The organism is Enterobacter bugandensis, from assembly GCF_900324475.1.
In the GTDB taxonomy this organism is placed as follows: domain Bacteria; phylum Pseudomonadota; class Gammaproteobacteria; order Enterobacterales; family Enterobacteriaceae; genus Enterobacter; species Enterobacter bugandensis.
Map to the genome: position 1 here is coordinate 374,113 of NZ_LT992502.1, position 26,257 is coordinate 400,369.

The 26,257-nt window shown below is 54.7% G+C and carries 17 protein-coding genes, 2 tRNA genes, 3 rRNA genes and 1 pseudogene; 9 read left to right on the forward strand and 14 right to left on the reverse strand.

Going from position 1 to position 26,257, the window contains the following annotated elements; all coding sequences use genetic code 11:
* Nucleotides 1-2: 2 nt before the first annotated feature.
* From phnE to DG357_RS01840, 5 genes are all read right to left on the reverse strand, one after another.
* The gene (gene phnE / locus DG357_RS01820; RefSeq protein WP_028015213.1) at nt 3-782 is read right to left on the reverse strand and encodes a phosphonate ABC transporter, permease protein PhnE; all 780 of its coding nucleotides are present in this window, start codon (nt 780-782) and stop codon (nt 3-5) included.
* Between the two features lie 51 nt (nt 783-833).
* Nucleotides 834-1,850 carry a phosphonate ABC transporter substrate-binding protein gene (gene phnD, locus DG357_RS01825; protein ID WP_028015214.1) on the reverse strand — a complete coding sequence of 339 codons (1,017 nt, stop codon included), beginning with the start codon at nt 1,848-1,850 and terminating at the stop codon, nt 834-836.
* 23 nt (nt 1,851-1,873) lie between these two features.
* Nucleotides 1,874-2,662, reverse strand: a complete 789-nt coding sequence (phnC, locus tag DG357_RS01830) for a phosphonate ABC transporter ATP-binding protein (protein ID WP_047366880.1) — start codon at nt 2,660-2,662, stop codon at nt 1,874-1,876.
* Between the two features lie 137 nt (nt 2,663-2,799).
* Nucleotides 2,800-3,237: a VOC family metalloprotein YjdN gene (gene yjdN, locus DG357_RS01835; protein ID WP_028015216.1), complete on the reverse strand. Its 438-nt coding sequence runs from the start codon at nt 3,235-3,237 to the stop codon at nt 2,800-2,802.
* Nucleotides 3,238-3,318: 81 nt separating this feature from the next.
* Nucleotides 3,319-3,654, reverse strand: a complete 336-nt coding sequence (locus DG357_RS01840) for a zinc ribbon domain-containing protein YjdM (RefSeq protein WP_028015217.1) — start codon at nt 3,652-3,654, stop codon at nt 3,319-3,321.
* A gap of 593 nt (nt 3,655-4,247) precedes the next feature.
* Between DG357_RS01840 and crfC the strand changes: the two genes are divergently transcribed.
* Nucleotides 4,248-6,602 carry a clamp-binding protein CrfC gene (gene crfC / locus DG357_RS01845; protein WP_088204506.1) on the forward strand — a complete coding sequence of 785 codons (2,355 nt, stop codon included), beginning with the start codon at nt 4,248-4,250 and terminating at the stop codon, nt 6,600-6,602.
* Nucleotides 6,599-7,474, forward strand: a complete 876-nt coding sequence (locus DG357_RS01850) for a diguanylate cyclase regulator RdcB family protein (protein WP_028015219.1) — start codon at nt 6,599-6,601, stop codon at nt 7,472-7,474. The genes crfC and DG357_RS01850 overlap by 4 nt, the downstream gene beginning before the upstream one ends.
* Nucleotides 7,475-7,551: 77 nt before the next feature.
* On the opposite strand, the pseudogene DG357_RS01855 reads toward DG357_RS01850, so the two are convergent.
* Nucleotides 7,552-8,695, reverse strand: a pseudogene (locus tag DG357_RS01855) (IS481 family transposase).
* A 124-nt stretch (nt 8,696-8,819) separates the two neighbouring features.
* A complete protein-coding gene (gene kdgT, locus DG357_RS01860; protein WP_088204575.1) occupies nt 8,820-9,812 on the reverse strand; it encodes a 2-keto-3-deoxygluconate transporter in 993 nt (330 codons plus the stop codon).
* A gap of 649 nt (nt 9,813-10,461) precedes the next feature.
* Between kdgT and proP the strand changes: the two genes are divergently transcribed.
* Nucleotides 10,462-11,964 (forward strand): glycine betaine/L-proline transporter ProP, encoded by a 1,503-nt coding sequence (gene proP / locus DG357_RS01865; protein ID WP_041911505.1) that lies wholly within the window; start codon nt 10,462-10,464, stop codon nt 11,962-11,964.
* A gap of 33 nt (nt 11,965-11,997) precedes the next feature.
* Here the strand turns inward: proP and DG357_RS01870 are convergent, their stop codons facing one another.
* Entirely contained in the window at nt 11,998-12,951 is a 954-nt protein-coding gene (locus DG357_RS01870; protein WP_088204574.1) for a nickel/cobalt transporter, read from the reverse strand.
* A gap of 497 nt (nt 12,952-13,448) precedes the next feature.
* On the opposite strand from DG357_RS01870, the gene DG357_RS01875 reads away from it, so the two are divergent.
* The 4 genes from DG357_RS01875 (at nt 13,449) to rrf (ending at nt 18,416) form a co-directional block, all read left to right on the forward strand.
* A 16S ribosomal RNA gene (locus DG357_RS01875) occupies nt 13,449-14,988 on the forward strand.
* An 85-nt stretch (nt 14,989-15,073) separates the two neighbouring features.
* Nucleotides 15,074-15,149: transfer RNA gene (locus DG357_RS01880), tRNA-Glu, on the forward strand.
* A gap of 182 nt (nt 15,150-15,331) precedes the next feature.
* Nucleotides 15,332-18,235 (forward strand): 23S ribosomal RNA (locus tag DG357_RS01885).
* A gap of 65 nt (nt 18,236-18,300) precedes the next feature.
* A 5S ribosomal RNA gene (rrf, locus tag DG357_RS01890) occupies nt 18,301-18,416 on the forward strand.
* The 16S, 23S and 5S rRNA genes sit together here with 1 tRNA gene alongside, the layout of an rRNA operon.
* 242 nt (nt 18,417-18,658) lie before the next feature.
* Here the strand turns inward: rrf and DG357_RS01895 are convergent.
* Nucleotides 18,659-18,734, reverse strand: a tRNA-Phe gene (locus DG357_RS01895).
* 168 nt (nt 18,735-18,902) lie between these two features.
* On the opposite strand from DG357_RS01895, the gene DG357_RS01900 reads away from it, so the two are divergent.
* Together DG357_RS01900 and DG357_RS01905 are read left to right on the forward strand one after the other, a co-directional pair.
* Nucleotides 18,903-19,748 (forward strand): AraC family transcriptional regulator, encoded by an 846-nt coding sequence (locus tag DG357_RS01900; protein ID WP_041911503.1) that lies wholly within the window; start codon nt 18,903-18,905, stop codon nt 19,746-19,748.
* A gap of 37 nt (nt 19,749-19,785) precedes the next feature.
* Nucleotides 19,786-20,376, forward strand: a complete 591-nt coding sequence (locus tag DG357_RS01905) for a LysE family translocator (protein ID WP_028015224.1) — start codon at nt 19,786-19,788, stop codon at nt 20,374-20,376.
* Here DG357_RS01905 and DG357_RS01910 read toward each other — a convergent pair.
* From DG357_RS01910 to aspA, 5 genes are all read right to left on the reverse strand, one after another.
* Nucleotides 20,373-20,948 (reverse strand): transcriptional regulator, encoded by a 576-nt coding sequence (locus tag DG357_RS01910; RefSeq protein WP_028015225.1) that lies wholly within the window; start codon nt 20,946-20,948, stop codon nt 20,373-20,375. The two genes, DG357_RS01905 and DG357_RS01910, sit on opposite strands and share 4 nt — an antisense overlap.
* A 49-nt stretch (nt 20,949-20,997) precedes the next feature.
* On the reverse strand, nt 20,998-22,701 hold the full coding sequence (locus tag DG357_RS01915; protein ID WP_088204402.1) for a protein-disulfide reductase DsbD: 1,704 nt from the start codon (nt 22,699-22,701) through the stop codon (nt 20,998-21,000).
* Nucleotides 22,677-23,000: a divalent cation tolerance protein CutA gene (gene cutA / locus DG357_RS01920; RefSeq protein WP_028015227.1), complete on the reverse strand. Its 324-nt coding sequence runs from the start codon at nt 22,998-23,000 to the stop codon at nt 22,677-22,679. The genes DG357_RS01915 and cutA overlap by 25 nt, the downstream gene beginning before the upstream one ends.
* A gap of 113 nt (nt 23,001-23,113) precedes the next feature.
* Nucleotides 23,114-24,415, reverse strand: a complete 1,302-nt coding sequence (locus DG357_RS01925) for an anaerobic C4-dicarboxylate transporter (RefSeq protein ID WP_008502949.1) — start codon at nt 24,413-24,415, stop codon at nt 23,114-23,116.
* A 116-nt stretch (nt 24,416-24,531) separates the two neighbouring features.
* Nucleotides 24,532-25,968: an aspartate ammonia-lyase gene (gene aspA / locus DG357_RS01930; protein ID WP_003855923.1), complete on the reverse strand. Its 1,437-nt coding sequence runs from the start codon at nt 25,966-25,968 to the stop codon at nt 24,532-24,534.
* Nucleotides 25,969-26,257: the final 289 nt, after the last annotated feature.

Consider the following 26,257-nt stretch of genomic DNA (forward strand, 5'->3'; position numbering starts at 1 on the left):
AATCAGATGAAGTGCTTACGCAAGCGTTGAGAGAGGAAATCCAGCAGGCTGACGGTGACGATGATAAGCACCATCAGGGCGCAGGTTTGCTGGAACTGGAAACCGCGAATCGCTTCCCACAGGGTGACGCCAATCCCGCCTGCGCCCACCATACCGACCACGGTGGCGGAACGAACGTTGGACTCGAAGCGGTACAGCGAGTAGGAGATCAGCAGCGGCATCACCTGCGGCAGGACGCCGTAGAGGATCTCTTCGATTTTGTTGGCGCCGGTTGCGCGAATACCTTCCACCGGGCCGGGCTCGATGGCTTCGACCGCTTCCGAGAGCAGCTTGGAGAGCACGCCGGTGGTGTGGATGAACAGCGCCATCACGCCCGCGAACGGACCCAGGCCAACGGCGACCACAAATAGCATCGCAAAGACCATTTCGTTGATGGCGCGACAGGCGTCCATCAGGCGACGCATCGGCTGGTATACCCACCACGGCACGATGTTTTCGGCGCTCATCAGGCCGAACGGAATGGAGAGAACGACGGCGAGGGCGGTGCCCCAGACGGCGATTTGCAGGGTGATGGCCATTTCGCTGAGGTAGTCCTGCCACTGGCTGAAATCCGGCGGGAAGAAGTCGGCGGCGAAGGTCGCCATGTTGCCGGAATCTTTGAAGAGCAGCAGCGGATCCATCTCCGCGCCCTTCCAGGAGATAACGAGTACCGCCAGCAGGATGGCCCAGCTTATGAGCGAGAACCAGCTGCGCTTCGGCGGCGGGAGGGTGATGGTTTGCATGTTGGCTCCTTAATCTGTTCCCCCTCTCCCCCAAGGGAGAGGGGACTTGTGTTACTGCACCGCTTTATTCACGCTCGTCATCGCACCCAGCGCGGCGGTCAGGCGGTCGAGGTCTTCCAGCTGGGCCTGGATTTCAGAGACTTTGCTGGTCTTCTCCTCTTCCTTCAGCCCTTTGTTGTCCTTCACGGCCTGCATCTGCTTAAACAGCGCCAGCTGGCGAATCGGGACCAGCTGCAGATCGCTGGACGCGCGGAACGGTGCCCAGCCCAGACGTTCCAGAACCGCTTTCTCTTCCGGCGTTTTGCCGTAGTTCATAAAGAAGTCGTAGACCTTGTCCTTGGTGCTTTCGGAGAGATTTTTGCGCCAGACGATCGGATCGCCGGGGATCAGCGGGGATTTCCAGATGACCTTTAGCTCTTTCAGCTTGTCCGGCGCGGAGGTTTTCAGCTTGTCGAGGTTTTCGGTGTTGTTGGTGGCAACGTCCACCTGCTTGTTCGCCACGGCCAGCGCGTTGGTTTCGTGGCTGGCGTTTACGGTGCGCTTAAAGTCGCTGGCGGAGATGTTGTTTTTCGCGAAGACGTAGTAGCCAGGGACGAGGAAGCCGGAGGTGGAGTTCGGATCGCCGTTACCAAAGGTCAGATCTTTGCGTTTGGCGATCATGTCGTTGAGGTTGTTGATCGGGCTGTCTTTGTTCACGATCAGCACGCTCCAGTATCCTGGAGAACCATCTGCCGCAACGGTCTGGGCAAAGACCTGACCGTTGGCGCGGTCCACCGCTTCCATGGCGGAAAGGTTGCCGTACCAGGCGATGTCCACTTTGTTAAAGCGCATCCCCTGAATGATGCCCGCGTAGTCCGGGGCGAAGAAGGCGTTCACTTTGATCCCCAGTTTGGTTTCCATATCTTTCAGGAACGGTTCCCACTGCGGCTTCAGGTTTTGCTGTGATTCCGTTGAAATGATGCCAAAGTTCAACGCTTTTTCCTGCTCTTCGGCGTACGCCGGGCTTAACAGGGTGCTGATGCTGAACATGCTGGTGAAGGCCAGCGCGGCAACGGCTTTGTAGTTCATTTCCATTCCTCGTTATCGGGACGTTAAGCAGCCTGCGCGCGTTCTTCGACGCGGTTTACGCTGCGGTAGAGATGGTCAAAACGTTCGTTATCAAACTGATGGCTGGCGCCATCGAAGAACACGTGGCCCTGACGCAGGGCGACGATGCGCTCGCAGTAGCGCAGGGCGTAATCCACCTGATGCAGCGTCACCACCACGGTGATGCCGTCGTTCTGGTTGATGTCGCGCAGGGTTTCCATCACGATGCGGGCCGACTCCGGATCCAACGAGGCGATGGGCTCATCGGCGAGAATGATTTTGGCTTTCTGCATCAGGGCGCGGGCGATAGCGACGCGCTGCTGCTGCCCGCCGGACAGCGTGGACACGCGCTGGTGGGCGAAGTGCGCCATGCCGACGCGGGTCAGCGCCTGTAAGGCCTCCTGCTTCTGTGATGGGGAGAACCAGCGCAGGCAGGTGCGCCAGAACGGGGTGCTGCCGAGCGCGCCAATCAGCACGTTCTCCAGCACCGTCAGGCGGTTCACCAGGTTGAACTGCTGAAAGATGTAGCCCGTCCGGGCGCGGCTTTCGCGAATATCGCTCGCCAGACGGCCTGCATGCTGCACGGTGTTACCCAGCAGCTCGACGCGGCTTTCCGGCGTTTTATCGCAGGTAATAAGGCCGCTTAAGTGACGCAGAAGGGTGGATTTTCCTGAACCTGACGGCCCCAGCAGCGCCACCATTTCGCCCTGCTGGACGGTCAGATCAACGGCATGCAGCGCCTTGTTGTGATTGAAGGTCTTGCTCAGTTTCTCGACGCGGATAACAGTGTGCATGTGCTGGGCCTCACGATAAATGTGGCCTCATGCTGGCGCATCAATATGACATTTGGGTTAAGTGCAGGTTGCGGGAGTTTGAAGAGTTGAGGGGAGTTTGATGACAGGCGGAGGCAGACCGCCCACCGCCCGAAAAATTAGTGCTGCTGCTTAACGACGTTAATCATCCACGGCACGCCGTACTTGTCGGTGACCTTACCGAAGCCGTGCGCCCAGAAGGTTTCCTGCCAGGCCATGTCGATATTCCCGCCATCGGCAAGGTTGTCGAACCAGCGCTTGCCTTCTGACACATCCTGCGTGTCGAGTACCAGCGTGAAGCCCGCGTACTGTGCGCTGCTGCCCGGCGGCAGCCCGTCGCTCATCATGATATCGCTGCCCGCAATGCGAACGTTGGAGTGAGCGATAGCCGAATCCGGAAACTGCATGCCGGACGGACAGCCTTCTTCGCTGTTATCGCTTTTTGGCATTTCGCCGAAGGTGATTTTATAGAGGAGTTCTGCGCCGACGGCCTGCTGATAGAAGGCGGTAGCCTCTGCACAGTTGCCGGCAAAAGAGATGTAGGGACTTAACGGCATAATCTTTACCTCACGTAAGAAAAGCCCGTTAAGTGTAGTTCCCGAAAGCCCGGTAAGCGAAGTGCTACCGGGCGGGTTAAATCAGTTCTTTTTCACGAACTCAGATTTCAGTTTCATCGGACCGAAGCCGTCAATTTTGCAATCGATATTATGATCGCCTTCCACCAGACGGATATTCTTCACTTTGGTGCCGATCTTCAGCATGGAAGAGCTGCCTTTCACCTTAAGATCTTTCACCACGGTGACGCTGTCGCCATCCGCCAGCAGATTACCGTTGGCATCTTTGACGACCAGCGCATCAGCGTCCTGCGCTGGCTCGGCATCATTCCATTCGTGTGCACATTCCGGGCAGATGAACATGCCATTATCTTCGTAGGTGTATTCAGAATTGCATTTTGGGCAGTGTGGGAGTTGCATGTCGGTATCCTCAAAAGTGTTAACGCGCTGGAAAGTGCCAGCTAAATGACGGCAGAGTGCCGAAAAAGGCGGCAAGTATAACGCAAATCCACACTTTTGTCGGTGCTATTGTGAATTTAAAAAACGCAGAAAATGTGTTGCGAGTGACACTTACTGTCAGTCAGCTAAGCGATGCTAACGTCATTAACACGGTGGAAAGAGAAGTCGCTAAATATATCGAATATTTTATTGCGGCAAATTGCTACGCACCTTCATTTCGGATAAGGTGAAGCAACGCATTGTTATTTATCTTCGAACTTTACTGCCATGCATTTCTTATGTTGGCGGCCTATCCCTCTCTTTTTAGGTGGGTAAATAATGATGATATATCCTGAAGCTTCTTAAAATGGGCCAGGCTTTTTATCTTTTGGCTTTCAGGCCTTGAGGAGAGCTTTACACGCCATGCAGGGATAGCCATTTATTTCTGATTATCTTCAATTAGTTATATTTTGGTGAACATGTTTTCCACACGTGATCATATAAGCCTGAACATCATAATTAATACAAGTGGCTTAATAAAAGTAATAAATTTGCGTTAAGGAAAGGCTTTTATCATGCACACACAGACCATTTTTGAATTAAGTCAGGAAGCTGAGCGTTTGTTACAGCTTGCCCTGCAAAATCTCGATACCCTGAAATCAATGCCGACAGCGAAGCTGGAGAGCACGACGGCTGCTATTACAGGTGAAAAGAACAACGTGCTGCCTTTGCATTTTAGTGCGCGCGGCGTCGAAGCGCAGCAGGCAACGCTGAATAATGAATTACGCAAAATAACACGTCTGGAAATGGTTCTGGCTATCGTTGGCACGATGAAAGCGGGGAAATCGACCACCATTAATGCCATTGTGGGTACCGAAGTGTTGCCGAACCGCAACCGCCCAATGACGGCGCTGCCTACGCTGATCCGTCATACGCCAGGTCAGAAAGAGCCGGTGCTCCACTTCTCACATGTCTCTCCTATTGATGATTTGATTCACCTGCTGCAGAAAAAGCTTGGCGATTACGATCGCGGCAAGCTGGCTCTGCAACTGGAAATTGATAAGGACATGAATACGCTGCTGGAGCGTATTGAGAAAGGCGAGGCCTTTGAAAAGCATCATCTCGGGGCGCAGCCAATATTTCATTGCCTGAAAAGTCTCAATGACCTGGTGAGGCTCTCCCAGGCGCTGGGCGTGGCGTTTCCGTTCTCTGAATACGCGGCCATCGAACATATTCCGGTGATTGAAGTGGAGTTCGTGCATCTTGCGGGTCTGGATGCGCACCTCGGGCAGCTGACGCTGCTCGATACCCCCGGCCCCAATGAGGCCGGACAACCGCATCTGCAAAAAATGCTTAGCGAACAGCTAGCCCGCGCGTCGGCGGTGCTGGCGGTGATGGATTATACCCAGCTTAAATCTATTTCTGATGAAGAGGTCCGTCAGGCTATTTCGGTTGCGGGGAAATCAGTGCCTCTGTATGCGCTGGTGAATAAATTCGACCAGAAGGATCGCAATAGCGACGATGAAGAGCAGGTCAGGGCGATGATCTCCGGTACCTTAATGAAAGGCACTATTTCGCCTGGCCAGATCTACCCTGTTTCCTCTATGTGGGCATATCTGGCAAACCGCGCCCGCAACGAGATGAATGCCCGTGGACGCCTGCCGGATCATCAGGAGCAGCCCTGGGTGCAGGATTTTGCCGAAGCCGCACTCGGACGCCGCTGGCGTTCGGCGGACCTGGACGATATAAACCATATCCGTCACGCAGCCGATTTGCTCTGGGAAGATTCGCTGTTTGAACAGCCGATACGCAAACTGATTTACGCCGCCTATGCCAATGCCTCGCTATTCGCGCTGCGCTCGGCCTCGCATAAGCTGCTCAACTACGCGCAAAATGCACGGGAGTATCTCGACTTCCGCTATCAGGGGCTGACGGTGGCCTTTGAGGCGCTGGAACTGAACATCGCGCGTCTTGAAGAGGATATGGCGCTGCTGCAGACGCGCCAGAGCGCGGTGAGCGATGAGGTGAAACATGAAGTTGACCAGGCGCTGAACGCGACCGCGGACTTTATGGAGGCCGAAAAATCGGCGCTTCACCAGGCCGTGGGCCATGTGTTCAGCCCTCAAAATATTCTTGATTTGGCAGGCGTTGAGCGGCTGAATCGCCGCAGTGACAAACTGCAAGAGCGGGAACCGCTGGTTCTGGATGATGAAGGTCAGGCGCAGATCGTCCTGAGTAAAATTCGCTCCTCCTGTGAACTCATCATGCTGGATGCGCAGGCAAAAATTGCCCGGGAGCTGGCGTTACGCTTCGATCAGCTGGAATCTACGCTGGCGCGCTCGCTGAATGACGCTATCCGCCCCATTGAAACGCGTATAAAAGAGCATCTGAGCCATGCCGGCTTCCGGGCGCGGATCAGCTTCCCGGCTTTTCAGGCAAACCAGCTTGATTTCAATACGCGCGCGCTGTTTAACGATGCCATTGCACAGGATAACCGCCCGGCAGGTCAACTTTCCGCCGGGAGCAGTATGCGTGAAACCGTTTCGCGTTGGCTCAATAATCCGGGCTGGGGCTGGGATGAGTACGTGGTCACGCGCACGCACTATGTTATCGACATTGCGCAACTGCATGACAAATTTAAGCAACATATTGATCAGTTTTGTGAACAAATACGTAAAGCTTTGTCCGCGCAGGTCGATGTCTCTGTTACGGCCGGAATGGCGACGTTCTTTGCAGAATTTTCGTTATGCCTGACCGGGTTACAGGAAAGCTTGCGTGATAGCCTCGCAGTGCGTCAACAAAATGAGCATTCAACCCGAGCGCTCAGCCAGCTGTTGAAGCAAAGCATTTCGACTGCGACGTGGATTCAGGAAGATACCCGACTGTTACGCGATGACATTCAAACTCTATTCGCAGCAGAGCAACCATGACAACACAGCTACTGGACGGTCCCGGGCGGACGCTGGAGTGTATTCATCCCAGGTTTATGGTCGATCTTGTGCAGGGCGTGGACGCGGCGCGCCATCCCCATCTGGGGCCGCAGCAGCTGCAGTTTCGTGAACGTTTGACTCAGGAGATCATGACGCATACCCGGCTACGGCCCTGGGCGATGGCGGGAATGCTTAACGAGAACGCGGCCCTGCGCCTGGGGCTGGCGGAAAAACTCGCCGGCATGTTGGATCCGGGCCATCTTGCGCTGACGCTGATGGCCGATAAACTGACGGCACTGTGCCAGCAGGCTCACCTGCGCGCTCAGCCATCTCCCGGCCTGCTTGAACAGTATGCGGAGCTCTCCTCTCATTTTACCCAACGTGCCGCCTATAAAGAAAAGGCGCTGACCCAGCGTGGACTGACGGTACAGGCGGGCGAGCACAGTGAACAAATTTTCACCCGCTGGCGAGCCGGTCACTATGATGGCTGGTCTTTAGCCGGGCGCTGCTTCATTGTTCTGGAAGAGCTGCGCTGGGGAGCATTTGGCGATGCCTGCCGTCTGGCGAACAACGATGTGTCGGCAATGCTCAAGGATAATTTACGCAGCATGGCCGCCAACTACCTCGCGCAGGGCATCAATGCGTCTCCCACAACGCGCCATTTCTATCATCAATGGCTGACCACACCCGCTTCGGCGGGTTTAATCGATCACAAAGACATGCTGGGCTGGCTGGGCGACTGGTGTCAGGCGGATATACACCCGGTGAGTTGGTCAGTGACGCAAAACTGGCAGACTGTCGCGCTGGGTATGCCGAGGCTGTGTTCGGCAAAACGGCTGGTGGATGCAATGGTGGAAGAGATTTTTGGTTGAACCCCACATCCTGACCCTCTCCCCTGTACAGTCCGGGGACATGGTAGACAGGTGTTCGGGGACATGGTGAACACTTTTTAACATCCTTTACCCATGGTGATCGACTTTTTCTTCAGGTCGATCACCCCCACTTTCGTGCTGTACCACCACACTTCATAGCAGCCGTCATCCTGTGTCTCCCTCAGCCCGACCCGTTCTCCCCTGAACGCCTTGCCTGCGCTCAGACTGACACCCTGTATGCTCAGCTTTCCGCTGACATCCACTTTCCTGACCTTCACGCCTTCATCGTACTCAGGTGGCGTTACGCTGCCGCTGTACTGCCGGGCAGACGGCTGATAACGCGAGGCCGGTACCGCCATATCCAGCGCCTCGTGCGGGCGTTCAAGGTTGTACACCGTGCGCCAGTGATCGAAAGCGCGCTGCAGCTCTCCGCTGTCCGCGAACCATTTTCCCTGCAGCACTTCCGCCTTCAGGCTGCGGTGAAAAACGCTCCAGCTTGCCTGCGTCTGCGGATGATAAGGCCGGGGAGTGCCCCACCCGGATACCGTGGCGCATCAGCCACAGCTCCAGCGCCGTCCAGGTGCCGGTGGTGTCGCCCCACGGTGAGCCGTTGTCCATCGTCATCCTGTCCGGCAGGCCGTAGCGTTCAAACGCGCTGACCAGCTGCTGCTGCACGGTCTCGCGCCGTTCATCGGTACAGTGCGCCAGGCACAGGGAAAAACGGGAGTGGTCGTCCAGCAGGGTGAGCGGATGGCAGCGGCCACCGCCAAAGGGAAAGTGGCCCTTAAAATCCATCTGCCAGAGCCGGTTCGGCGCGTCATGTTCGAAGCGTCCCGTAGCCGGAACGCCCGGTGATGCGCCCGGCAGCAGACCGTGACGGGCCATCAGATTATGGACGGTGCTGAAGGCGGGCATACGGTGCCCCTGGTCTTCAAGCCAGCGCTTAATCTTGCGGGCGCCCCAGCGTTGATGACGGTCATGCGCCATGCGCAGCAGGGCCGTGATGTCGTCAGATGAGCGGTTCGGGGAATGATGAGGTGCGCGGGAGCGGTCCTGAAGACCGGAGGCACCTTCCTCAGCCCAGCGCTGAAGCCACTTGTAGCCGGTGGCAGGAGAAATGCCGAACTGACGGCAGAGGAAACGGATGTTCGCCCCGTCCTGCGAGGCGAACAGTACAAACTCGGTACGTAATGACATGGTATCTCTCGCATCCCAGGGCATAAGTGACTCCATAAACGGGTTCTTATGCCTCAGTTGTAAGTGTCTACCATGTCCCCGAACAAGTGTTCACTATGTCCCCGGACCGTACACCCCCCAGGGGAGAGGGGATGGCTGGCGCGGTGCGTTAGTGATTCATTTCTAACGGTTTCGGTTCAGGCGGGATCTCTTGCACATTTCCGTAGCGTTTCGCGTATAGCGCCGTGATGATGGGCACCAGGATTGCGGTGACAATCACGCTGGCGGCAACCAGTGCCGTCGCGGACGCGGCCACCGGTTCGAAGGCCGGGTTAATCTGGGCGATAATCACCGGGTTTGCAACGGCAGCGCCTGCGGCTGAAGAGGCGGCGACGCCCGCCGTGCCGTTTCCTCCCCCGATTACGCGGTCAGCAATGATCAGCGGAATACCGGTGATGATGATAACCGCGACACCCAGCACAATCCCCAGCAGTCCCGTATCCAGAATCACGTTCAGGTTGATGGTGTTACCCAGCGCAAAGCCAAAGAATGGGATCAGCACCGGCGTGGCTTTGCTGAAGAAATCACGCAGATCGTGATCCAGATTGCCCAGCGCGAAGCCGATCAGGAATGGCAGGATCGCGCCGACAAAATGATGGGGCTCAAAAGAAGCCAGGCCAGCGGACCCCAGGATCAGCATCGTCATGAGCGGGCCGGACTCCAGAGACATCAAAACAAACGCGCCGGACTCCTCTTTCGTTCCGTACTGGTTCATCAGGCTGGCATACAGCCCGCCGTTGGTCATGTCCATCGCCGAGACAATCGCCAGGACGGATAACCCGGCGAAGAAACCGGTCTGAATTCCATTTTCAGGAATGAACATCGCGCATATCATTGCGACCACCCAGGCAACCGCTATTTTGGTTATCACCAGCGTTCCGGATTTGCGTAATACGGTACCGGTTGCCCGCAAATTAATGGATGCGCCGATACAAAAGAACCAGACCGCCAGGATGGGAACGGTACCCGTAATCATCCCCTTTGTGAAACCACCAAAATAAGCCCCGGTTTCAGGTGCTAATGTATTCAGAATAGCACCGAGTACCAGCGGCACCAGCATCATACCACCCGGTATGCGTTCTATCGTGGCTTTAATCTTCATCTCTAACCCTCACAATTTCGCCTCTCATGGTGAGCGGCAGGTGCGAATAAAAAAATCAATAAATTCAATTTGATGAAGGGTGCTCTTGATGATTGGTTTGTGATAACCCTGCACCGAAATTCAGTTAGCGCTCTCGTTTCCTCTCGTCAGAAAACATGCGTCGCTATGTTTCAGGAATTATCATGCGATCGATGGAATATTGATTCAATGAAAATAAAACGGTGTTTTAGTTATCTTCATCACATATTGAATGTAAACTTTACGGCGCGTTGTGAGAGCTGAAAATTTATGTAAATCTCTTGTAAAAAATATGGCTTTTTATTCTGTTGGGAAAAGAAAAAGGATGAGGCCGAAAATGGGGGCTCTGGAAGGTTGAGAAAGTACTTATTTGCGGTAGTTGACAAAAACTGTCTTCACCTGACGCAGTATAAATATATGTGTGAAGTTGATCACAAATATAAACGCTGGTAGGGTAAAAAGGTCATTAACTGCCCAGACAGGCGTCAACAGGTTCGGTTGTATCGACGGAAAACGTCAATGTAAGTAAACCTGCTACGCTTGAAGATGGAGGTTCGCACGGAGCGGATCTCGGGTTCACAGAGTGCGAGTTGGCTGTGGAACGGACAGGGCTAAGTCTACGAGGAAAGCTATGCTAAGAAGGAAAAAGGTTAAACCCATTACGCTTCGCGACGTCACCATTATTGATGACGCTAAACTGCGTAAAGCGATCACCGCCGCCTCGCTCGGTAATGCGATGGAATGGTTTGATTTCGGTGTCTACGGCTTTGTTGCCTATGCATTAGGTAAAGTGTTCTTCCCCGGTGCTGACCCAAGCCTGCAGATGATTGCCGCGCTGGGTACATTCTCCGTTCCTTTCCTGATCCGCCCGCTGGGTGGTCTGTTCTTCGGTATGCTCGGTGACAAATACGGTCGCCAGAAAATACTCGCTATCACCATTGTCATTATGTCGATCAGTACGTTCTGTATCGGCCTAATACCGTCCTATGCCACGATCGGCATCTGGGCACCTATTCTGCTGTTGCTCTGTAAGATGGCGCAGGGCTTCTCCGTCGGGGGCGAGTATACCGGGGCGTCGATCTTCGTCGCGGAGTATTCCCCTGACCGTAAGCGCGGCTTCATGGGCAGCTGGCTGGACTTCGGTTCGATTGCCGGGTTTGTGATGGGTGCGGGCGTTGTGGTTCTGATTTCAACCGTGGTCGGTGAGGAGAACTTCCTCGACTGGGGCTGGCGTATCCCGTTCTTTATCGCGCTCCCGCTGGGTATTATCGGTCTTTACCTGCGACATGCGCTGGAAGAGACACCTGCGTTCCAGCAGCACGTTGAGAAACTGGAGCAGGGCGACCGCGAAGGGCTGCAGGACGGCCCGAAAGTGTCCTTTAAAGAGATCGCGACAAAGCACTGGCGCAGCCTGCTGACCTGTATTGGTCTGGTGATTTCCACCAACGTCACTTACTACATGCTGCTGACCTACATGCCGAGCTATCTGTCGCATAACCTGCACTACTCGGAAGATCACGGCGTGCTGATTATTATCGCCATCATGGTGGGTATGCTGTTTGTACAGCCGATTATGGGTCTGCTGAGCGACCGCTTTGGCCGTCGACCGTTTATCATCCTGGGTAGCGTAGCGCTGTTCGCGCTGGCGATCCCGGCGTTTATTCTGATCAACAGTAACGTGCTGGGTCTGATTTTCGCGGGTCTGCTGATGCTGGCGGTGATCCTGAACTGCTTTATCGGGGTGATGGCATCCACATTACCTGCGATGTTCCCGACGCACATTCGTTATAGTGCGCTGGCGGCGGCGTTCAACATCTCCGTTCTGATTGCCGGCCTGACGCCTACGCTTGCCGCCTCTCTGGTGGAAAGCACGCAGAACCTGATGATGCCAGCCTACTACCTGATGGTTATTGCGGTAGTCGGCCTGGCGACCGGCCTGACCATGAAGGAGACGGCGAACCGTCCTCTGAAAGGGGCGACGCCTGCGGCATCTGATATTCAGGAAGCGAAAGAAATCCTGCGCGAGCACTACGATAACGTTGAGCAAAAAATTGAGGATATCGACGCAGAGATTGAAGAGCTACAGAAGAAACGCTCCCGTCTTGTTGATCAACATCCACGCATTAACGAGTAATAAAGAAACCCGCCAACGGCGGGTTTTCTTTTATTAGCATCCGGCGGCGATGTAGTCGCCGTTGGCGCTAATGGGGATGACGGTCAGGAACAGGACGGTCGCGAACAGGATCAGGATGATACCTCCGGCAATTTTAACTGCCGGCACCAGCCATCTGAACGCGCTATCTCCCCCGAACCAGGCCACCGTGCGTTCACGGGCATAACGAACCGCCAGTGATAGCCCCATAATAGAGAGTGCCGTTCCTAAAGACATGGTCATAACGGCCGCCATTCCCCAGGTGACAATGCCCAGCGCGTTCGAAAACATCAGAATCATGATTGCACCGCTGCACGGACGTGCGCCAATCGCCAGAATGACGCCCAGACGCGTTTTCCAGTCACCTTGTGTCAGATCTGCGCCCACGCCGTGATGACCACATCCACAATGTTCATCGTGCTGATGAAGGGGAGTGATGGCTGAGATCCTCATTCTTTGAGGCCGCAGGCTTTTCAGCGCCTGGTAAATGATGAAAGCACCAAACGCGCCAATCAGCACGGCGCTTATCTTCTCGACATACCAGCGGCTGATGCTGATATCCCCTGACGCGAGGTTAAATCCTACTGCCAGAATAAAGACAAACAGAATGGCGCTGACGCCCTGCATCAGGCTGCCAAGAAAGGGAACGGTGCGTGCGGCCAGTTCGCTCTCCTTATTTGTGCTCAGGTAGGTTGTCACGATGAACTTCCCGTGCCCCGGCCCGATGGCGTGAAGGACGCCATAAAAGAAAGCGCCTGTTAAGAGCCATAATCCACCGCTGTACTGGTTGTTATTAAGCTGCAGGAGATACATCACCAGATAACGGTGCAGCGTAATCTGCGTGGCAAGGCACCACTGGATAAAGGCGTTCCAGTGCGTATGCAGCGTAAAAGCGGCGAAGAGGATGGTCAGCAGCATCAATCCGGCCGTAGGGAGGCGCCAGTCGCGAGGCAGGCGTTGTGTATTCATCAGGGGGAGCTCTGCGGAGAAGAATATTTGCCGCTAGTATAGTTGATCTTCTCTTTCAGTTCGCAGGATCGCATCAGGATCTTGCTGTAATTGTGGATAAGTCTGTGCGTAAAAGGGTATAAGGCGGGGTTTTGCTGGGGAATGCAGCAGTCAGTCATTTTTTTGCAACTTTTCTGTTGCGGGCTGCGGAGAACTCCCTATAATGCGCCTCCATCGACACGGCGGATGTGAATCACTTCACAGTTAACCCGGTCGGTTGAAGAGAAAAAATCCTGAAATAACGGGTTGACTCTGAAAGAGGAAAGCGTAATATACGCCACCTCGCAACGGTGAGCTGAAAGCCGCGTTGCAACTGCTCTTTAACAATTTATCAGACAATCTGTGTGGGCACTCAAAGTGACATGGATTCTTAACGTCGCAAGACGAAAAATGAATACCAAGTCTCTGAGTGAACATGCGTAATTCATTACGAAGTTTAATTCACGAGCATCAAACTTAAATTGAAGAGTTTGATCATGGCTCAGATTGAACGCTGGCGGCAGGCCTAACACATGCAAGTCGAACGGTAGCACAGAGAGCTTGCTCTCGGGTGACGAGTGGCGGACGGGTGAGTAATGTCTGGGAAACTGCCTGATGGAGGGGGATAACTACTGGAAACGGTAGCTAATACCGCATAATGTCGAAAGACCAAAGAGGGGGACCTTCGGGCCTCTTGCCATCAGATGTGCCCAGATGGGATTAGCTAGTAGGTGGGGTAACGGCTCACCTAGGCGACGATCCCTAGCTGGTCTGAGAGGATGACCAGCCACACTGGAACTGAGACACGGTCCAGACTCCTACGGGAGGCAGCAGTGGGGAATATTGCACAATGGGCGCAAGCCTGATGCAGCCATGCCGCGTGTATGAAGAAGGCCTTCGGGTTGTAAAGTACTTTCAGCGGGGAGGAAGGCGATAAGGTTAATAACCTTGTCGATTGACGTTACCCGCAGAAGAAGCACCGGCTAACTCCGTGCCAGCAGCCGCGGTAATACGGAGGGTGCAAGCGTTAATCGGAATTACTGGGCGTAAAGCGCACGCAGGCGGTCTGTCAAGTCGGATGTGAAATCCCCGGGCTCAACCTGGGAACTGCATTCGAAACTGGCAGGCTAGAGTCTTGTAGAGGGGGGTAGAATTCCAGGTGTAGCGGTGAAATGCGTAGAGATCTGGAGGAATACCGGTGGCGAAGGCGGCCCCCTGGACAAAGACTGACGCTCAGGTGCGAAAGCGTGGGGAGCAAACAGGATTAGATACCCTGGTAGTCCACGCCGTAAACGATGTCGACTTGGAGGTTGTGCCCTTGAGGCGTGGCTTCCGGAGCTAACGCGTTAAGTCGACCGCCTGGGGAGTACGGCCGCAAGGTTAAAACTCAAATGAATTGACGGGGGCCCGCACAAGCGGTGGAGCATGTGGTTTAATTCGATGCAACGCGAAGAACCTTACCTACTCTTGACATCCAGAGAACTTTCCAGAGATGGATTGGTGCCTTCGGGAACTCTGAGACAGGTGCTGCATGGCTGTCGTCAGCTCGTGTTGTGAAATGTTGGGTTAAGTCCCGCAACGAGCGCAACCCTTATCCTTTGTTGCCAGCGGTTAGGCCGGGAACTCAAAGGAGACTGCCAGTGATAAACTGGAGGAAGGTGGGGATGACGTCAAGTCATCATGGCCCTTACGAGTAGGGCTACACACGTGCTACAATGGCGCATACAAAGAGAAGCGACCTCGCGAGAGCAAGCGGACCTCATAAAGTGCGTCGTAGTCCGGATTGGAGTCTGCAACTCGACTCCATGAAGTCGGAATCGCTAGTAATCGTGGATCAGAATGCCACGGTGAATACGTTCCCGGGCCTTGTACACACCGCCCGTCACACCATGGGAGTGGGTTGCAAAAGAAGTAGGTAGCTTAACCTTCGGGAGGGCGCTTACCACTTTGTGATTCATGACTGGGGTGAAGTCGTAACAAGGTAACCGTAGGGGAACCTGCGGTTGGATCACCTCCTTACCTTAAAGAACCTGCCTTTGTAGTGCTCACACAGATTGTCTGATGAAAAGTAAGCAGCAAGGCGTCTTGCGATTGAGACTTCAGTGTCCCCTTCGTCTAGAGGCCCAGGACACCGCCCTTTCACGGCGGTAACAGGGGTTCGAATCCCCTAGGGGACGCCACTTGCTGGTTCGTGAGTGAAAGTCACCTGCCGTCATATCTCAAAACTGACTTGCGAGTCACGTTTGAGATATTTGCTCTTTAAAAATCTGGATCAAGCTGAAAATTGAAACGACACATCTTAATGGTGTGTTCGAGTCTCTCAAATTTTCGCAATCAGAAGTGAAACATCTTCGGGTTGTGAGGTTAAGCGACTAAGCGTACACGGTGGATGCCCTGGCAGTCAGAGGCGATGAAGGACGTGCTAATCTGCGAAAAGCGACGGCGAGGTGATATGAACCTTTGACCCGTCGATGTCCGAATGGGGAAACCCAGTGTGTTTCGACACACTATCGTTAACTGAATACATAGGTTAACGAGGCGAACCGGGGGAACTGAAACATCTAAGTACCCCGAGGAAAAGAAATCAACCGAGATTCCCCCAGTAGCGGCGAGCGAACGGGGAGCAGCCCGGAGTCTGAATCAGCTTGTGTGTTAGTGGAAGCGTCTGGAAAGTCGCACGGTACAGGGTGACAGTCCCGTACACGAAAATGCACAGGTTGTGAACTCGAAGAGTAGGGCGGGACACGTGGTATCCTGTCTGAATATGGGGGGACCATCCTCCAAGGCTAAATACTCCTGACTGACCGATAGTGAACCAGTACCGTGAGGGAAAGGCGAAAAGAACCCCGGCGAGGGGAGTGAAAAAGAACCTGAAACCGTGTACGTACAAGCAGTGGGAGCACCTTCGTGGTGTGACTGCGTACCTTTTGTATAATGGGTCAGCGACTTATATTCTGTAGCAAGGTTAACCGTATAGGGGAGCCGCAGGGAAACCGAGTCTTAACTGGGCGTTAAGTTGCAGGGTATAGACCCGAAACCCGGTGATCTAGCCATGGGCAGGTTGAAGGTTGGGTAACACTAACTGGAGGACCGAACCGACTAATGTTGAAAAATTAGCGGATGACCTGTGGCTGGGGGTGAAAGGCCAATCAAACCGGGAGATAGCTGGTTCTCCCCGAAAGCTATTTAGGTAGCGCCTCGTGAACTCATCTTCGGGGGTAGAGCACTGTTTCGGCTAGGGGGCCATCCCGGCTTACCAACCCGATGCAAACTACGAATACCGAAGAATGTTATCACGGGAGACACACGGCGGGTGCTAACGTCCGTCGTGAAGAGGGAAACAACCCAGACCGCCAGCTAAGGTCCCAAAGTCATGGTTAAGTGGGAAACGATGTGGGAAGGCACAGACAGCCAGGATGTTGGCTTAGAAGCAGCCATCATTTAAAGAAAGCGTAATAGCTCACTGGTCGAGTCGGCCTGCGCGGAAGATGTAACGGGGCTAAACCATGCACCGAAGCTGCGGCAGCGACGCTTATGCGTTGTTGGGTAGGGGAGCGTTCTGTAAGCCGTTGAAGGTGTGCTGTGAGGCATGCTGGAGGTATCAGAAGTGCGAATGCTGACATAAGTAACGATAAAGCGGGTGAAAAGCCCGCTCGCCGGAAGACCAAGGGTTCCTGTCCAACGTTAATCGGGGCAGGGTGAGTCGACCCCTAAGGCGAGGCCGAAAGGCGTAGTCGATGGGAAACAGGTTAATATTCCTGTACTTGGTGTTACTGCGAAGGGGGGACGGAGAAGGCTATGTCAGCCGGGCGACGGTTGTCCCGGTTTAAGCGTGTAGGTGTGTGTTCCAGGCAAATCCGGTTCACTTTAACACTGAGGCGTGATGACGAGGCACTACGGTGCTGAAGTGATAAATGCCCTGCTTCCAGGAAAAGCCTCTAAGCATCAGGTAACACGAAATCGTACCCCAAACCGACACAGGTGGTCAGGTAGAGAATACCAAGGCGCTTGAGAGAACTCGGGTGAAGGAACTAGGCAAAATGGTGCCGTAACTTCGGGAGAAGGCACGCTGATATGTAGGTGAAGTCCCTGCGGACGGAGCTGAAATCAGTCGAAGATACCAGCTGGCTGCAACTGTTTATTAAAAACACAGCACTGTGCAAACACGAAAGTGGACGTATACGGTGTGACGCCTGCCCGGTGCCGGAAGGTTAATTGATGGGGTTAGCGGCAACGCGAAGCTCTTGATCGAAGCCCCGGTAAACGGCGGCCGTAACTATAACGGTCCTAAGGTAGCGAAATTCCTTGTCGGGTAAGTTCCGACCTGCACGAATGGCGTAATGATGGCCAGGCTGTCTCCACCCGAGACTCAGTGAAATTGAACTCGCTGTGAAGATGCAGTGTACCCGCGGCAAGACGGAAAGACCCCGTGAACCTTTACTATAGCTTGACACTGAACACTGGTCCTTGATGTGTAGGATAGGTGGGAGGCTTTGAAGCGTGGACGCCAGTCTGCGTGGAGCCGTCCTTGAAATACCACCCTTTAATGGCTGGTGTTCTAACGTGGACCCGTGATCCGGGTTGCGGACAGTGTCTGGTGGGTAGTTTGACTGGGGCGGTCTCCTCCCAAAGAGTAACGGAGGAGCACGAAGGTTAGCTAATCCTGGTCGGACATCAGGAGGTTAGTGCAATGGCATAAGCTAGCTTGACTGCGAGAGTGACGGCTCGAGCAGGTGCGAAAGCAGGTCATAGTGATCCGGTGGTTCTGAATGGAAGGGCCATCGCTCAACGGATAAAAGGTACTCCGGGGATAACAGGCTGATACCGCCCAAGAGTTCATATCGACGGCGGTGTTTGGCACCTCGATGTCGGCTCATCACATCCTGGGGCTGAAGTAGGTCCCAAGGGTATGGCTGTTCGCCATTTAAAGTGGTACGCGAGCTGGGTTTAGAACGTCGTGAGACAGTTCGGTCCTATCTGCCGTGGGCGCTGGAGAATTGAGGGGGGCTGCTCCTAGTACGAGAGGACCGGAGTGGACGCATCACTGGTGTTCGGGTTGTCATGCCAATGGCACTGCCCGGTAGCTAAATGCGGAAGAGATAAGTGCTGAAAGCATCTAAGCACGAAACTTGCCCCGAGATGAGTTCTCCCTGAGACTTTAAGTCTCCTGAAGGAACGTTGAAGACGACGACGTTGATAGGCCGGGTGTGTAAGCGCAGCGATGCGTTGAGCTAACCGGTACTAATGAACCGTGAGGCTTAACCTTACAACGCCGAAGCTGTTTTGGCGGTGAGAGACAGATTTTCAGCCTGATACAGATAACAGAATTTGCCTGGCGGCTTTAGCGCGGTGGTCCCACCTGACCCCATGCCGAACTCAGAAGTGAAACGCCGTAGCGCCGATGGTAGTGTGGGGTCTCCCCATGTGAGAGTAGGGAACTGCCAGGCATCAATCAAGAAGAACCCCGTACCGTAAGGTGCGGGGTTTTTTGCTTTGTGCGCCGGAAAATGCCGGATGGCGGCTTCGCCTTATCCGGCCTACAGGTTTTGCAGGCCCGGTAAGCGCAGCGCCACCGGGAAATGCTAACCGCACGATCTTACCGGGAAGAGATAGAGGGGTATAAATAAGGTAAGGTTTTGATAAACGCAGAAAAGCAAAAACCCAGCCATAGGCTGGGTTCTTTAAATAGTGGTGCCCGGACTCGGAATCGAACCAAGGACACGGGGATTTTCAATCCCCTGCTCTACCGACTGAGCTATCCGGGCAACGGAGCGCATTAAACCGCAATCGCGCCTTATCGTCAACATTATTTCAGGAAAAGCTGTTCAACTGCTTAAGTTTGCGGCAATCTGTACGTTTTCACCGTGAAAATGCACAAATCTTCCAGACAATACCGGGCCGTGCGGCAATGCTGATGACAACAGGAGGGCAGTATGGCAAACGACTGGCTTGAGCTCCGTCAGCATGCGGATACCGGCATTGAAACGATTAAAGCGCACTTCGAAGGCCATGCCTTCGATCCCCACTGGCACGATAGTTATCTGGTCGGGATTACCCTTTCAGGCACCCAGCAGTTCCACTGTCGTCGCGAACGCCACCGCAGCCATCCTGGTGATGCGTTCTTACTGGAGCCGGGCGAAATTCACGACGGCGACGCGCCTGTGGAAGGAGGCTTTACCTATCTCACCTTCTATCTTGACGAGCAGTGGCTGACGCGTACCCTCCGTGGATTATATGAAGCCACGCCGGATCGCTACTCGCTTCACTTTGCTCAAACGCTAACGCGAGAACCTCAGCTGGTCCGTTCTATCGGCGAGACGTTTAACGCGTTGCATAGCGATGAGATGAAAATTGTTCAGCAGAGCACAATGGATAAGCTGCTCTCTCAGATCACCTCCCATTGCCACTGGCGTAAGAAACTCCCGTCGCAGCTACAGAGCGCTGCCGTGGCGCACCGCGCACGCGACTATCTTTATGCGCATATCGGCGAGAACGTGGGGTTGTCAGACCTTGCGCGCGAGACGGGCACGGATCGCTTTACGCTGACGCGCTGCTTTAAGCGCGAGTTCAACCTGGCACCGCACGCCTGGCTTATTCAACTGCGTCTGGCAAAGGCGCGACAGCTGCTGGCGCACGGCGAACAGCCTGTTAATGTGGCTACAGCGCTCGGTTTTGCCGACCAAAGCCATCTGGGACGCTGGTTCCAGCGTGCATACCGCATTTCCCCTGCCCACTACCGCCGGTTGTGCACAAACCTTCCAGACGTTTCCAGAAAATAGCGGCACAGTAATGGCTCTAATAAAAAAGGAGCCATCTGTGAGTCTGATGCCTTATCTGCTGTTTGCCTTTGTCGCGTCGATAACGCCCGGCCCGACGAATATCCTCGTTCTCACTAACAGCCAGTACTTTGGTGTGAAAAATACCATTCCCGCCATTTTGGGGGGATGTATTACGGCGAGTCTGATTGTGCTGATATCGGGTGCCGGCGCCGGGGAGGTGCTGCGTCAGTTTCCTCTGATACGCCAGGCAATGAGTTGGGCGGGCGTGCTGTGGCTAACCTGGATGAGCTGGCAACTGTATCGGGCACCTGCGGCGAATCTTTCTGAGAAGACGCCTCATCGCTTCACCGCGCAAGCCGCAGCGCTGCTGCAGATGGTGAATCCGAAAACGTGGATGATGGCGCTGGCGGTAGTGAGCCTTTTTGCTCCCGCGAGCATTCATCCGTTAAGAGATATTGCGCTGATGGCGCTATGGTTCTTACTGATTTCTGTGATGTGCCTGATGTGCTGGGCGTGGCTGGGGAAGGCGGTAAACCGGGTGTTTCGCACCACCGTGGCGATGGTGCGGTTTCAGCGCCTGATGGCGCTATGTCTGCTCGTCTCCGCCTGGGCGGGCATGCTGGTCTAGGTTAACGCCCCGCCCATACGACACTGGGCAAAGCGCAGAATGTCTTCCGCCAGGCGGTGCGCCGTATCCACATCGGCCTGGCTACGGTTCACCAGCATGCGGCTCAGACAACCCTCCAGTACGAGCTCCATCTGCTTAGCGACCATTGCCGGGTCATCCACTTCAAGCGTTGTCAGCAGTTCGTGGGTGAAGTCATGCGCCGCACGTTTTTGCTGATCCGCCAACTGATGTATTGGATGGCCAGGATCGGGATAAAACGTACAGGCAGCAATAAACAGGCAGCCTGGATAACGATTGTTGCTGACGCACTCTGTCAGGGCGGTGTAGCGCGCTAACAGTTTTTGCTCGGCGGTCAGCTCTTCATTCAACATTAGCTGCCTGCGCCAGATATCCACCTGCTGGCTAAGATAGCGTAGGGCATCATAAAGCAGCGCCTCTTTATCCGGCCAGAAGCGCTTAAGCTCATCCAGAGGGTAATCGATACGGTCGGCTACCATCTCAAGCGTGGTGCTGGCGATCCCTTGAATCTCAAGTAGTTGCAGGGCTTGTCCCAGTACGTCTTCGCGTTGCACGGTTATCTCCTCCGCTATTCCCAACGGTATGTCCCGTCTAAAGTGTTGTTTACGGTTGGCGATTGCGCAAATGCGCGCTGAATGCCGGTGCGTCCATAAACCCGGTTACACGCTGTTCTGGCAGTTCTTCCCCCTGCTCATTGAAGAACAGAATGGTTGGCAGCCCGAGTACGGTAAGGTGTTTAAGCAGGGCCTTATCCTGCGCATTGTTGGCTGTGACGTTTGCCTGCAGGAGTACCGTCTCTTTCAGGGCATTTTGCACCTGAGGATCGCTAAAGGTGTATTTTTCAAACTCTTTGCAGGCAACACACCAGTCGGCATAGAGGTCGAGCATCACCGGTTTGCCTTTTGCCTGCGCCAGCGCGCTGTTGAGCTCATCGACGTTCTTAACGTGTATAAAGTTTAAATGTGCCTGCGTCTGGCCCACAGGCGAGCCGAACGCCCAATCCTGAAGCGGGCGCACGCTCACCAACGCGGCGGCGAGCAGGAGAATTTGCACCAGACGCATCCACGCTTTTTTTGCCCCCAGGCTGACGATAAACGCCCAGGAGAAGAACGCCACGCCGAGCATGGCCCACAGGCGCAAACCCCACGCGTCACCCATGATGCGCTCCAGCAGGAACACCGGGAGCGCCAGGATGACAAAGCCGAACGCGGTTTTCACCGTCTCCATCCACGGGCCGCTCTTCGGCAGCAGGCGGTTGCCAAACACCGTCACCAGTATCAGCGGCAGGCCCATCCCCAGCGCGTAAAGATACAGCGTACCCCCGCCGAGCCACATATTACCGCTCTGGGCGATGTACAGCAGGATAGCGCTCAGCGGTGCTGTAGTGCAGGGGGAACAAATCAACCCGGCGATGGCGCCCATTGCGAACACGCCGCCCGCAGAGCCACCCTGCTGGCGATTGCTCATCAGCGTTAAGCGGGTTTGCAGCGAAGAGGGCAGCTGAAGCGTGAACAGGCCAAACATCGACAGCGCAAGCAGAATAAATACGGCTGACAGGCCGATTAGCACGTAAGGGTGCTGAAGCGCTGCCTGGAACTGCAGTCCGGCCGCGGCGACCACGAGGCCGAGCGCGGTATAGGTGAGCGCCATGCCCTGCACATAAATAAAGGCCAGGAGCAGCGCCCGGGCGGTAGAAAGACGCTGTTTGCCGCCCAGAACAATCCCGGAGATAAGCGGGTACATCGGCAGGACACAAGGGGTAAAGGCAATGCCGATACCAATCAGTAAGGCCCAAAGTGCTGAGAACGGCAGAGCAGAAGCAGCTTCGCCTTCATCCCTCACCCTGGCCCTCTCCCCTGAGAGGAGAGGGGAGGCAGCCGCTTTAACTTCAGTAAGCGGAACGACCTTCGTTTCAGGAGGGTAGCAGAAGCCCGCGTCGGCACAGCCCTGATACGTAACCGTCAGCGTGGCATCTTTATCCGCCTGATTCACCGTGACGGGCACGCTTAAGCGCTGGCGATAAATTTCACTTTTACCGTAGAACTCGTCCTCATGCCATTCGCCAGCGGGCATCTGCAATGCGCCAACGTTAGCCTTTGCCGGCATGATGCTGACCTGCTTGCGGTAGAGGTAGTAACCCTCTTTCACCTGCCAGGTCAGATTGAGATCGTGCTGGTTTTGCTGAAAGTCGAAAATGAACGCCTGGTCGGCGGGAATAAAGTTCGAACGGCCGGGCGCGTCAAACAAACCGGCAAATACTGACGTGCTGCACAGCAGCAGGATCAGCGTAAAGAAGCGTTGAGCCATGAGAGATAGTCGTTATCGCCGTGGACCACTGGCAGCACCAGCAGCTCCGGGGTTTGATAAGGATGATGAGACTTGAGGCAGTCAAGGAGCGCCTGCTGATTCGCCAGATTGGTTTTGAGCAACATCTGGACTTCATACTCCTGCTCCAGCTTGCCTTCCCAATAATAAAGGGAGGTCGCGCCGGGGAGCAGCGTGACGCAGGCTGCCAGTTTTTCGGCCAGCGCTTTGGCGGCGAGATCCTGGGCAGAGGCTTCATCAGGGGCGGTACACAGTACGACAACAGCATCAGGCGTGTTCACAAGTCGACCTCCTCATCACGAAAGTCTTCACTATATCACGCCATGCGATTGGTCATTAATGAAACGGGCCGCAGAGCGGCCCGATTTTAACTATTTTTACAGCGGCTAACCGTTTACAGCACAATGCCGCCAATGATAAAGCCGAGGACGACGCAAAGCGTAATCGCCACCACGCCCGGGATCAGGAACGCGTGGTTAAACACGTACTTACCGATGCGGGTTGAGCCGGTATCGTCCATCTCAACCGCGGCCAGCAGGGTTGGGTAGGTTGGTAGCACGAACAGGGCGGAAACGGCCGCAAAAGAGGCAATCGCCGTCAGCGGCGTCACGCCCAGCATCAGTGCCGCAGGCATCAGCGCTTTGGTGGTGGCAGCCTGAGAGTAAAGCAGCGTCGCGGCAAAGAACAGTACCACCGCCAGCAGCCACGGGTAGTTGTGCAGCAGGTCGCCGGCAACGGTCTGGATATCGCTGATGTGTGCTTTCACGAAGGTGTCACCGAGCCACGCCACGCCCAGTACGCACACGCAGGCGCTCATACCGGATTTGAAGGTGCTGGCGTTCAGCACTTCGCTGGTGTCGATTTTACAGGTGATGCTAATCAGCGTGGCGATGGTCAGCATGAATACCACAATCGCTTCGTTACGCGGCAGCACCGGGTTTTGGATCAGCCCCACGGTGTCGCTGATGGCGGTCGCGTAGAACATCACGGCGACGATACCGATCAGGAACAGCAGCACGGAGCGTTTCGCGTGCGGCTTCAGCTCGAAGACCTGGCTACCGCGCAGGCTCACTTCACCTTTTGCCAGACGCTCCTGGTAAACCGGATCGTCTTTCAGCTCGGCACCCAGGAAGTTACACAGCACGGCGGTAATCATCACCGCAATCAGCGTGACTGGAATACAGATCGCCAGCAGCGTCAGGTAGCTCACGCCCATCGGCTCAAGGATACCCGCGAAGAAGACCACGGCGGCTGAGATTGGCGACGCGGTGATCGCAATCTGCGACGCCACCACGGCAATAGAAAGTGGACGAGACGGGCGAATCCCCTGTTCTTTTGCCACCTCGGTGATCACCGGCAGCGTGGAGAACGCCGTGTGGCCGGTTCCCGCGAGAATGGTCATAAACCAGGTCACCAGCGGGGCAAGGAAGGTGATGTATTTCGGATGGCGGCGCAGCATGCGCTCCGCCAGGCTCACCAGGTAGTCCATACCGCCTGCCACCTGCATGGCCGCAATAGCGGCAATAACCGCCATGATGATTTCGATAACGTCAAAAGGGATTGCGCCGGGTTTAATCTGAAAGATAAGGGTAAGTACGAGCACCCCGAGACCGCCGGCAAAACCAATGCCGATACCCCCGAGCCGCGCGCCCAAATAAATCGCCAACAGGACGATGACGAGTTCTGCTCCAAACATAAAGACCTGCCTTGCTTATTAACAAGTTGATATTGAATTGTTGTATTTAGGTAACGCCTAAAAAGAAAAAAGGCACGTCACAAGTGACGTGCCTTTCGGAAGCCTAGCCTGAACTGTTACTGTTCGCTTTCATCGGTATATCGTTTCGCTTTATATGCCGGATGCATCAGGTTCTGGGCCGAGAAGATATCGTCCAGCTCGGCTTCGGTCAACAGTCCACGCTCCAGCACGACTTCACGCACGCTCTTACCGGTTTCGGCGCAAATCTTACCAACGATGTCACCGTTGTGGTGGCCGATGAACGGATTGAGGTAAGTAACGATCCCGATGGAGTTATAAACATAGCCTTCACAGACTTCTTTATTCGCGGTGATGCCGTTAATGCATTTTTCCAGCAGGTTGTAGCAGGCGTTAGTCAGGATGTGAATGGATTCAAACATCGCCTGGCCAATCACCGGCTCCATCACGTTCAGCTGCAGCTGACCGGCTTCGGAGGCCATGGTCACGGTAGTGTCGTTACCAATCACCTTGAAGCAAACCTGGTTCACCACTTCTGGCACTACCGGGTTAACTTTGGCTGGCATAATGGAAGAACCCGCCTGCAACTCTGGCAGGTTGATTTCGTTCAGGCCAGCGCGCGGGCCGGAGGAGAGCAGGCGCAGGTCATTACAGATTTTGGACAGTTTCACCGCCAGACGTTTCAGGGCGCTGTGTACCATTACGTACGCGCCGCAGTCGGATGTGGCTTCAATCAGGTCTTCCGCAGGCACCACAGGCAGGTTAGACACTTCCGCCAGCTTCTGAACTGCCAGCTGCTGATAGCCATCCGGGGTGTTCAGACGCGTACCGATGGCGGTGGCGCCCAGGTTCACTTCCAGCAGCAGCTCGGAGGTGCGCAGCAGGTTTTTGGTCTCTTCGTTAAGCAGCACGTTAAACGCGTGGAATTCCTGACCGAGGGTCATTGGCACCGCGTCCTGCAGCTGGGTACGGCCCATTTTCAGAATGTCCTGGAACTCAACGGCCTTACGCTGGAAGCCATCGCCCAGCTGGTTGATCGCGTCGACCAGTTTGACCACGGAGGCATACACCGCGATACGGAAGCCGGTTGGGTAGGCGTCGTTGGTGGACTGGCATTTGTTAACGTGGTCGTTCGGGTTGAGGTACTGGTATTCACCTTTCTGGTGGCCCATCAGCTCAAGGCCGATGTTTGCCAGTACTTCGTTGGTATTCATGTTGACGGAGGTACCCGCGCCGCCCTGATAGACGTCAACCGGGAACTGGTCCATGCATTTGCCGTTGTTCAGCACTTCATCGCAGGCAGCGATAATCGCATTTGCCGCGCTTTTAGGAATGGTTTGCAGCTCTTTGTTCGCCAGCGCTGCGGCTTTCTTCACCATCACCATGCCACGGACAAACTCAGGGATATCGCTGATTTTGCTGTTGCTGATGTAGAAGTTTTCAATCGCTCTCAGAGTGTGAACACCATAGTAGGCATCCGCTGGAACTTCCCTGGTACCCAACAAGTCTTCTTCGATACGAATGTTGTTTAACATGTGAACCTTCTTTTCAAGCTGCCGATGGATTGTACTAAACACACAACATATATGTGGTTTTGAATATTTTCTGACCGACGATTATTCCCTCAATCGGCCAGATGTTCGAGATCATATGCTGATGATAGCGAATTGCCGTAAGCTGGATCACTTATTATCGACCCGATTCCATGATAATTATTAATCTGTGAAATGTGTCACCGCTTTAATATTTCCGAAAAAAATATCCGTGCAAACCGATTGAATTTTGGCTAACCGTCTCCATCTCTTACAGACGCGTGACGCGAAC

Coding starts and splice junctions, on each gene's coding strand:
- phnE (WP_028015213.1), bottom strand. CDS start 782: ATGCAAACCATCACCCTCCCGCCGCCGAAGCGCAGCTGGTTCTCGCTC.
- phnD (WP_028015214.1), bottom strand. CDS start 1,850: ATGAACTACAAAGCCGTTGCCGCGCTGGCCTTCACCAGCATGTTCAGC.
- phnC (WP_047366880.1), bottom strand. CDS start 2,662: ATGCACACTGTTATCCGCGTCGAGAAACTGAGCAAGACCTTCAATCAC.
- yjdN (WP_028015216.1), bottom strand. CDS start 3,237: ATGCCGTTAAGTCCCTACATCTCTTTTGCCGGCAACTGTGCAGAGGCT.
- DG357_RS01840 (WP_028015217.1), bottom strand. CDS start 3,654: ATGCAACTCCCACACTGCCCAAAATGCAATTCTGAATACACCTACGAA.
- crfC (WP_088204506.1), top strand. CDS start 4,248: ATGCACACACAGACCATTTTTGAATTAAGTCAGGAAGCTGAGCGTTTG.
- DG357_RS01850 (WP_028015219.1), top strand. CDS start 6,599: ATGACAACACAGCTACTGGACGGTCCCGGGCGGACGCTGGAGTGTATT.
- kdgT (WP_088204575.1), bottom strand. CDS start 9,812: ATGAAGATTAAAGCCACGATAGAACGCATACCGGGTGGTATGATGCTG.
- proP (WP_041911505.1), top strand. CDS start 10,462: ATGCTAAGAAGGAAAAAGGTTAAACCCATTACGCTTCGCGACGTCACC.
- DG357_RS01870 (WP_088204574.1), bottom strand. CDS start 12,951: ATGAATACACAACGCCTGCCTCGCGACTGGCGCCTCCCTACGGCCGGA.
- DG357_RS01900 (WP_041911503.1), top strand. CDS start 18,903: ATGGCAAACGACTGGCTTGAGCTCCGTCAGCATGCGGATACCGGCATT.
- DG357_RS01915 (WP_088204402.1), bottom strand. CDS start 22,701: ATGGCTCAACGCTTCTTTACGCTGATCCTGCTGCTGTGCAGCACGTCA.
- DG357_RS01925 (WP_008502949.1), bottom strand. CDS start 24,415: ATGTTTGGAGCAGAACTCGTCATCGTCCTGTTGGCGATTTATTTGGGC.
- aspA (WP_003855923.1), bottom strand. CDS start 25,968: ATGTTAAACAACATTCGTATCGAAGAAGACTTGTTGGGTACCAGGGAA.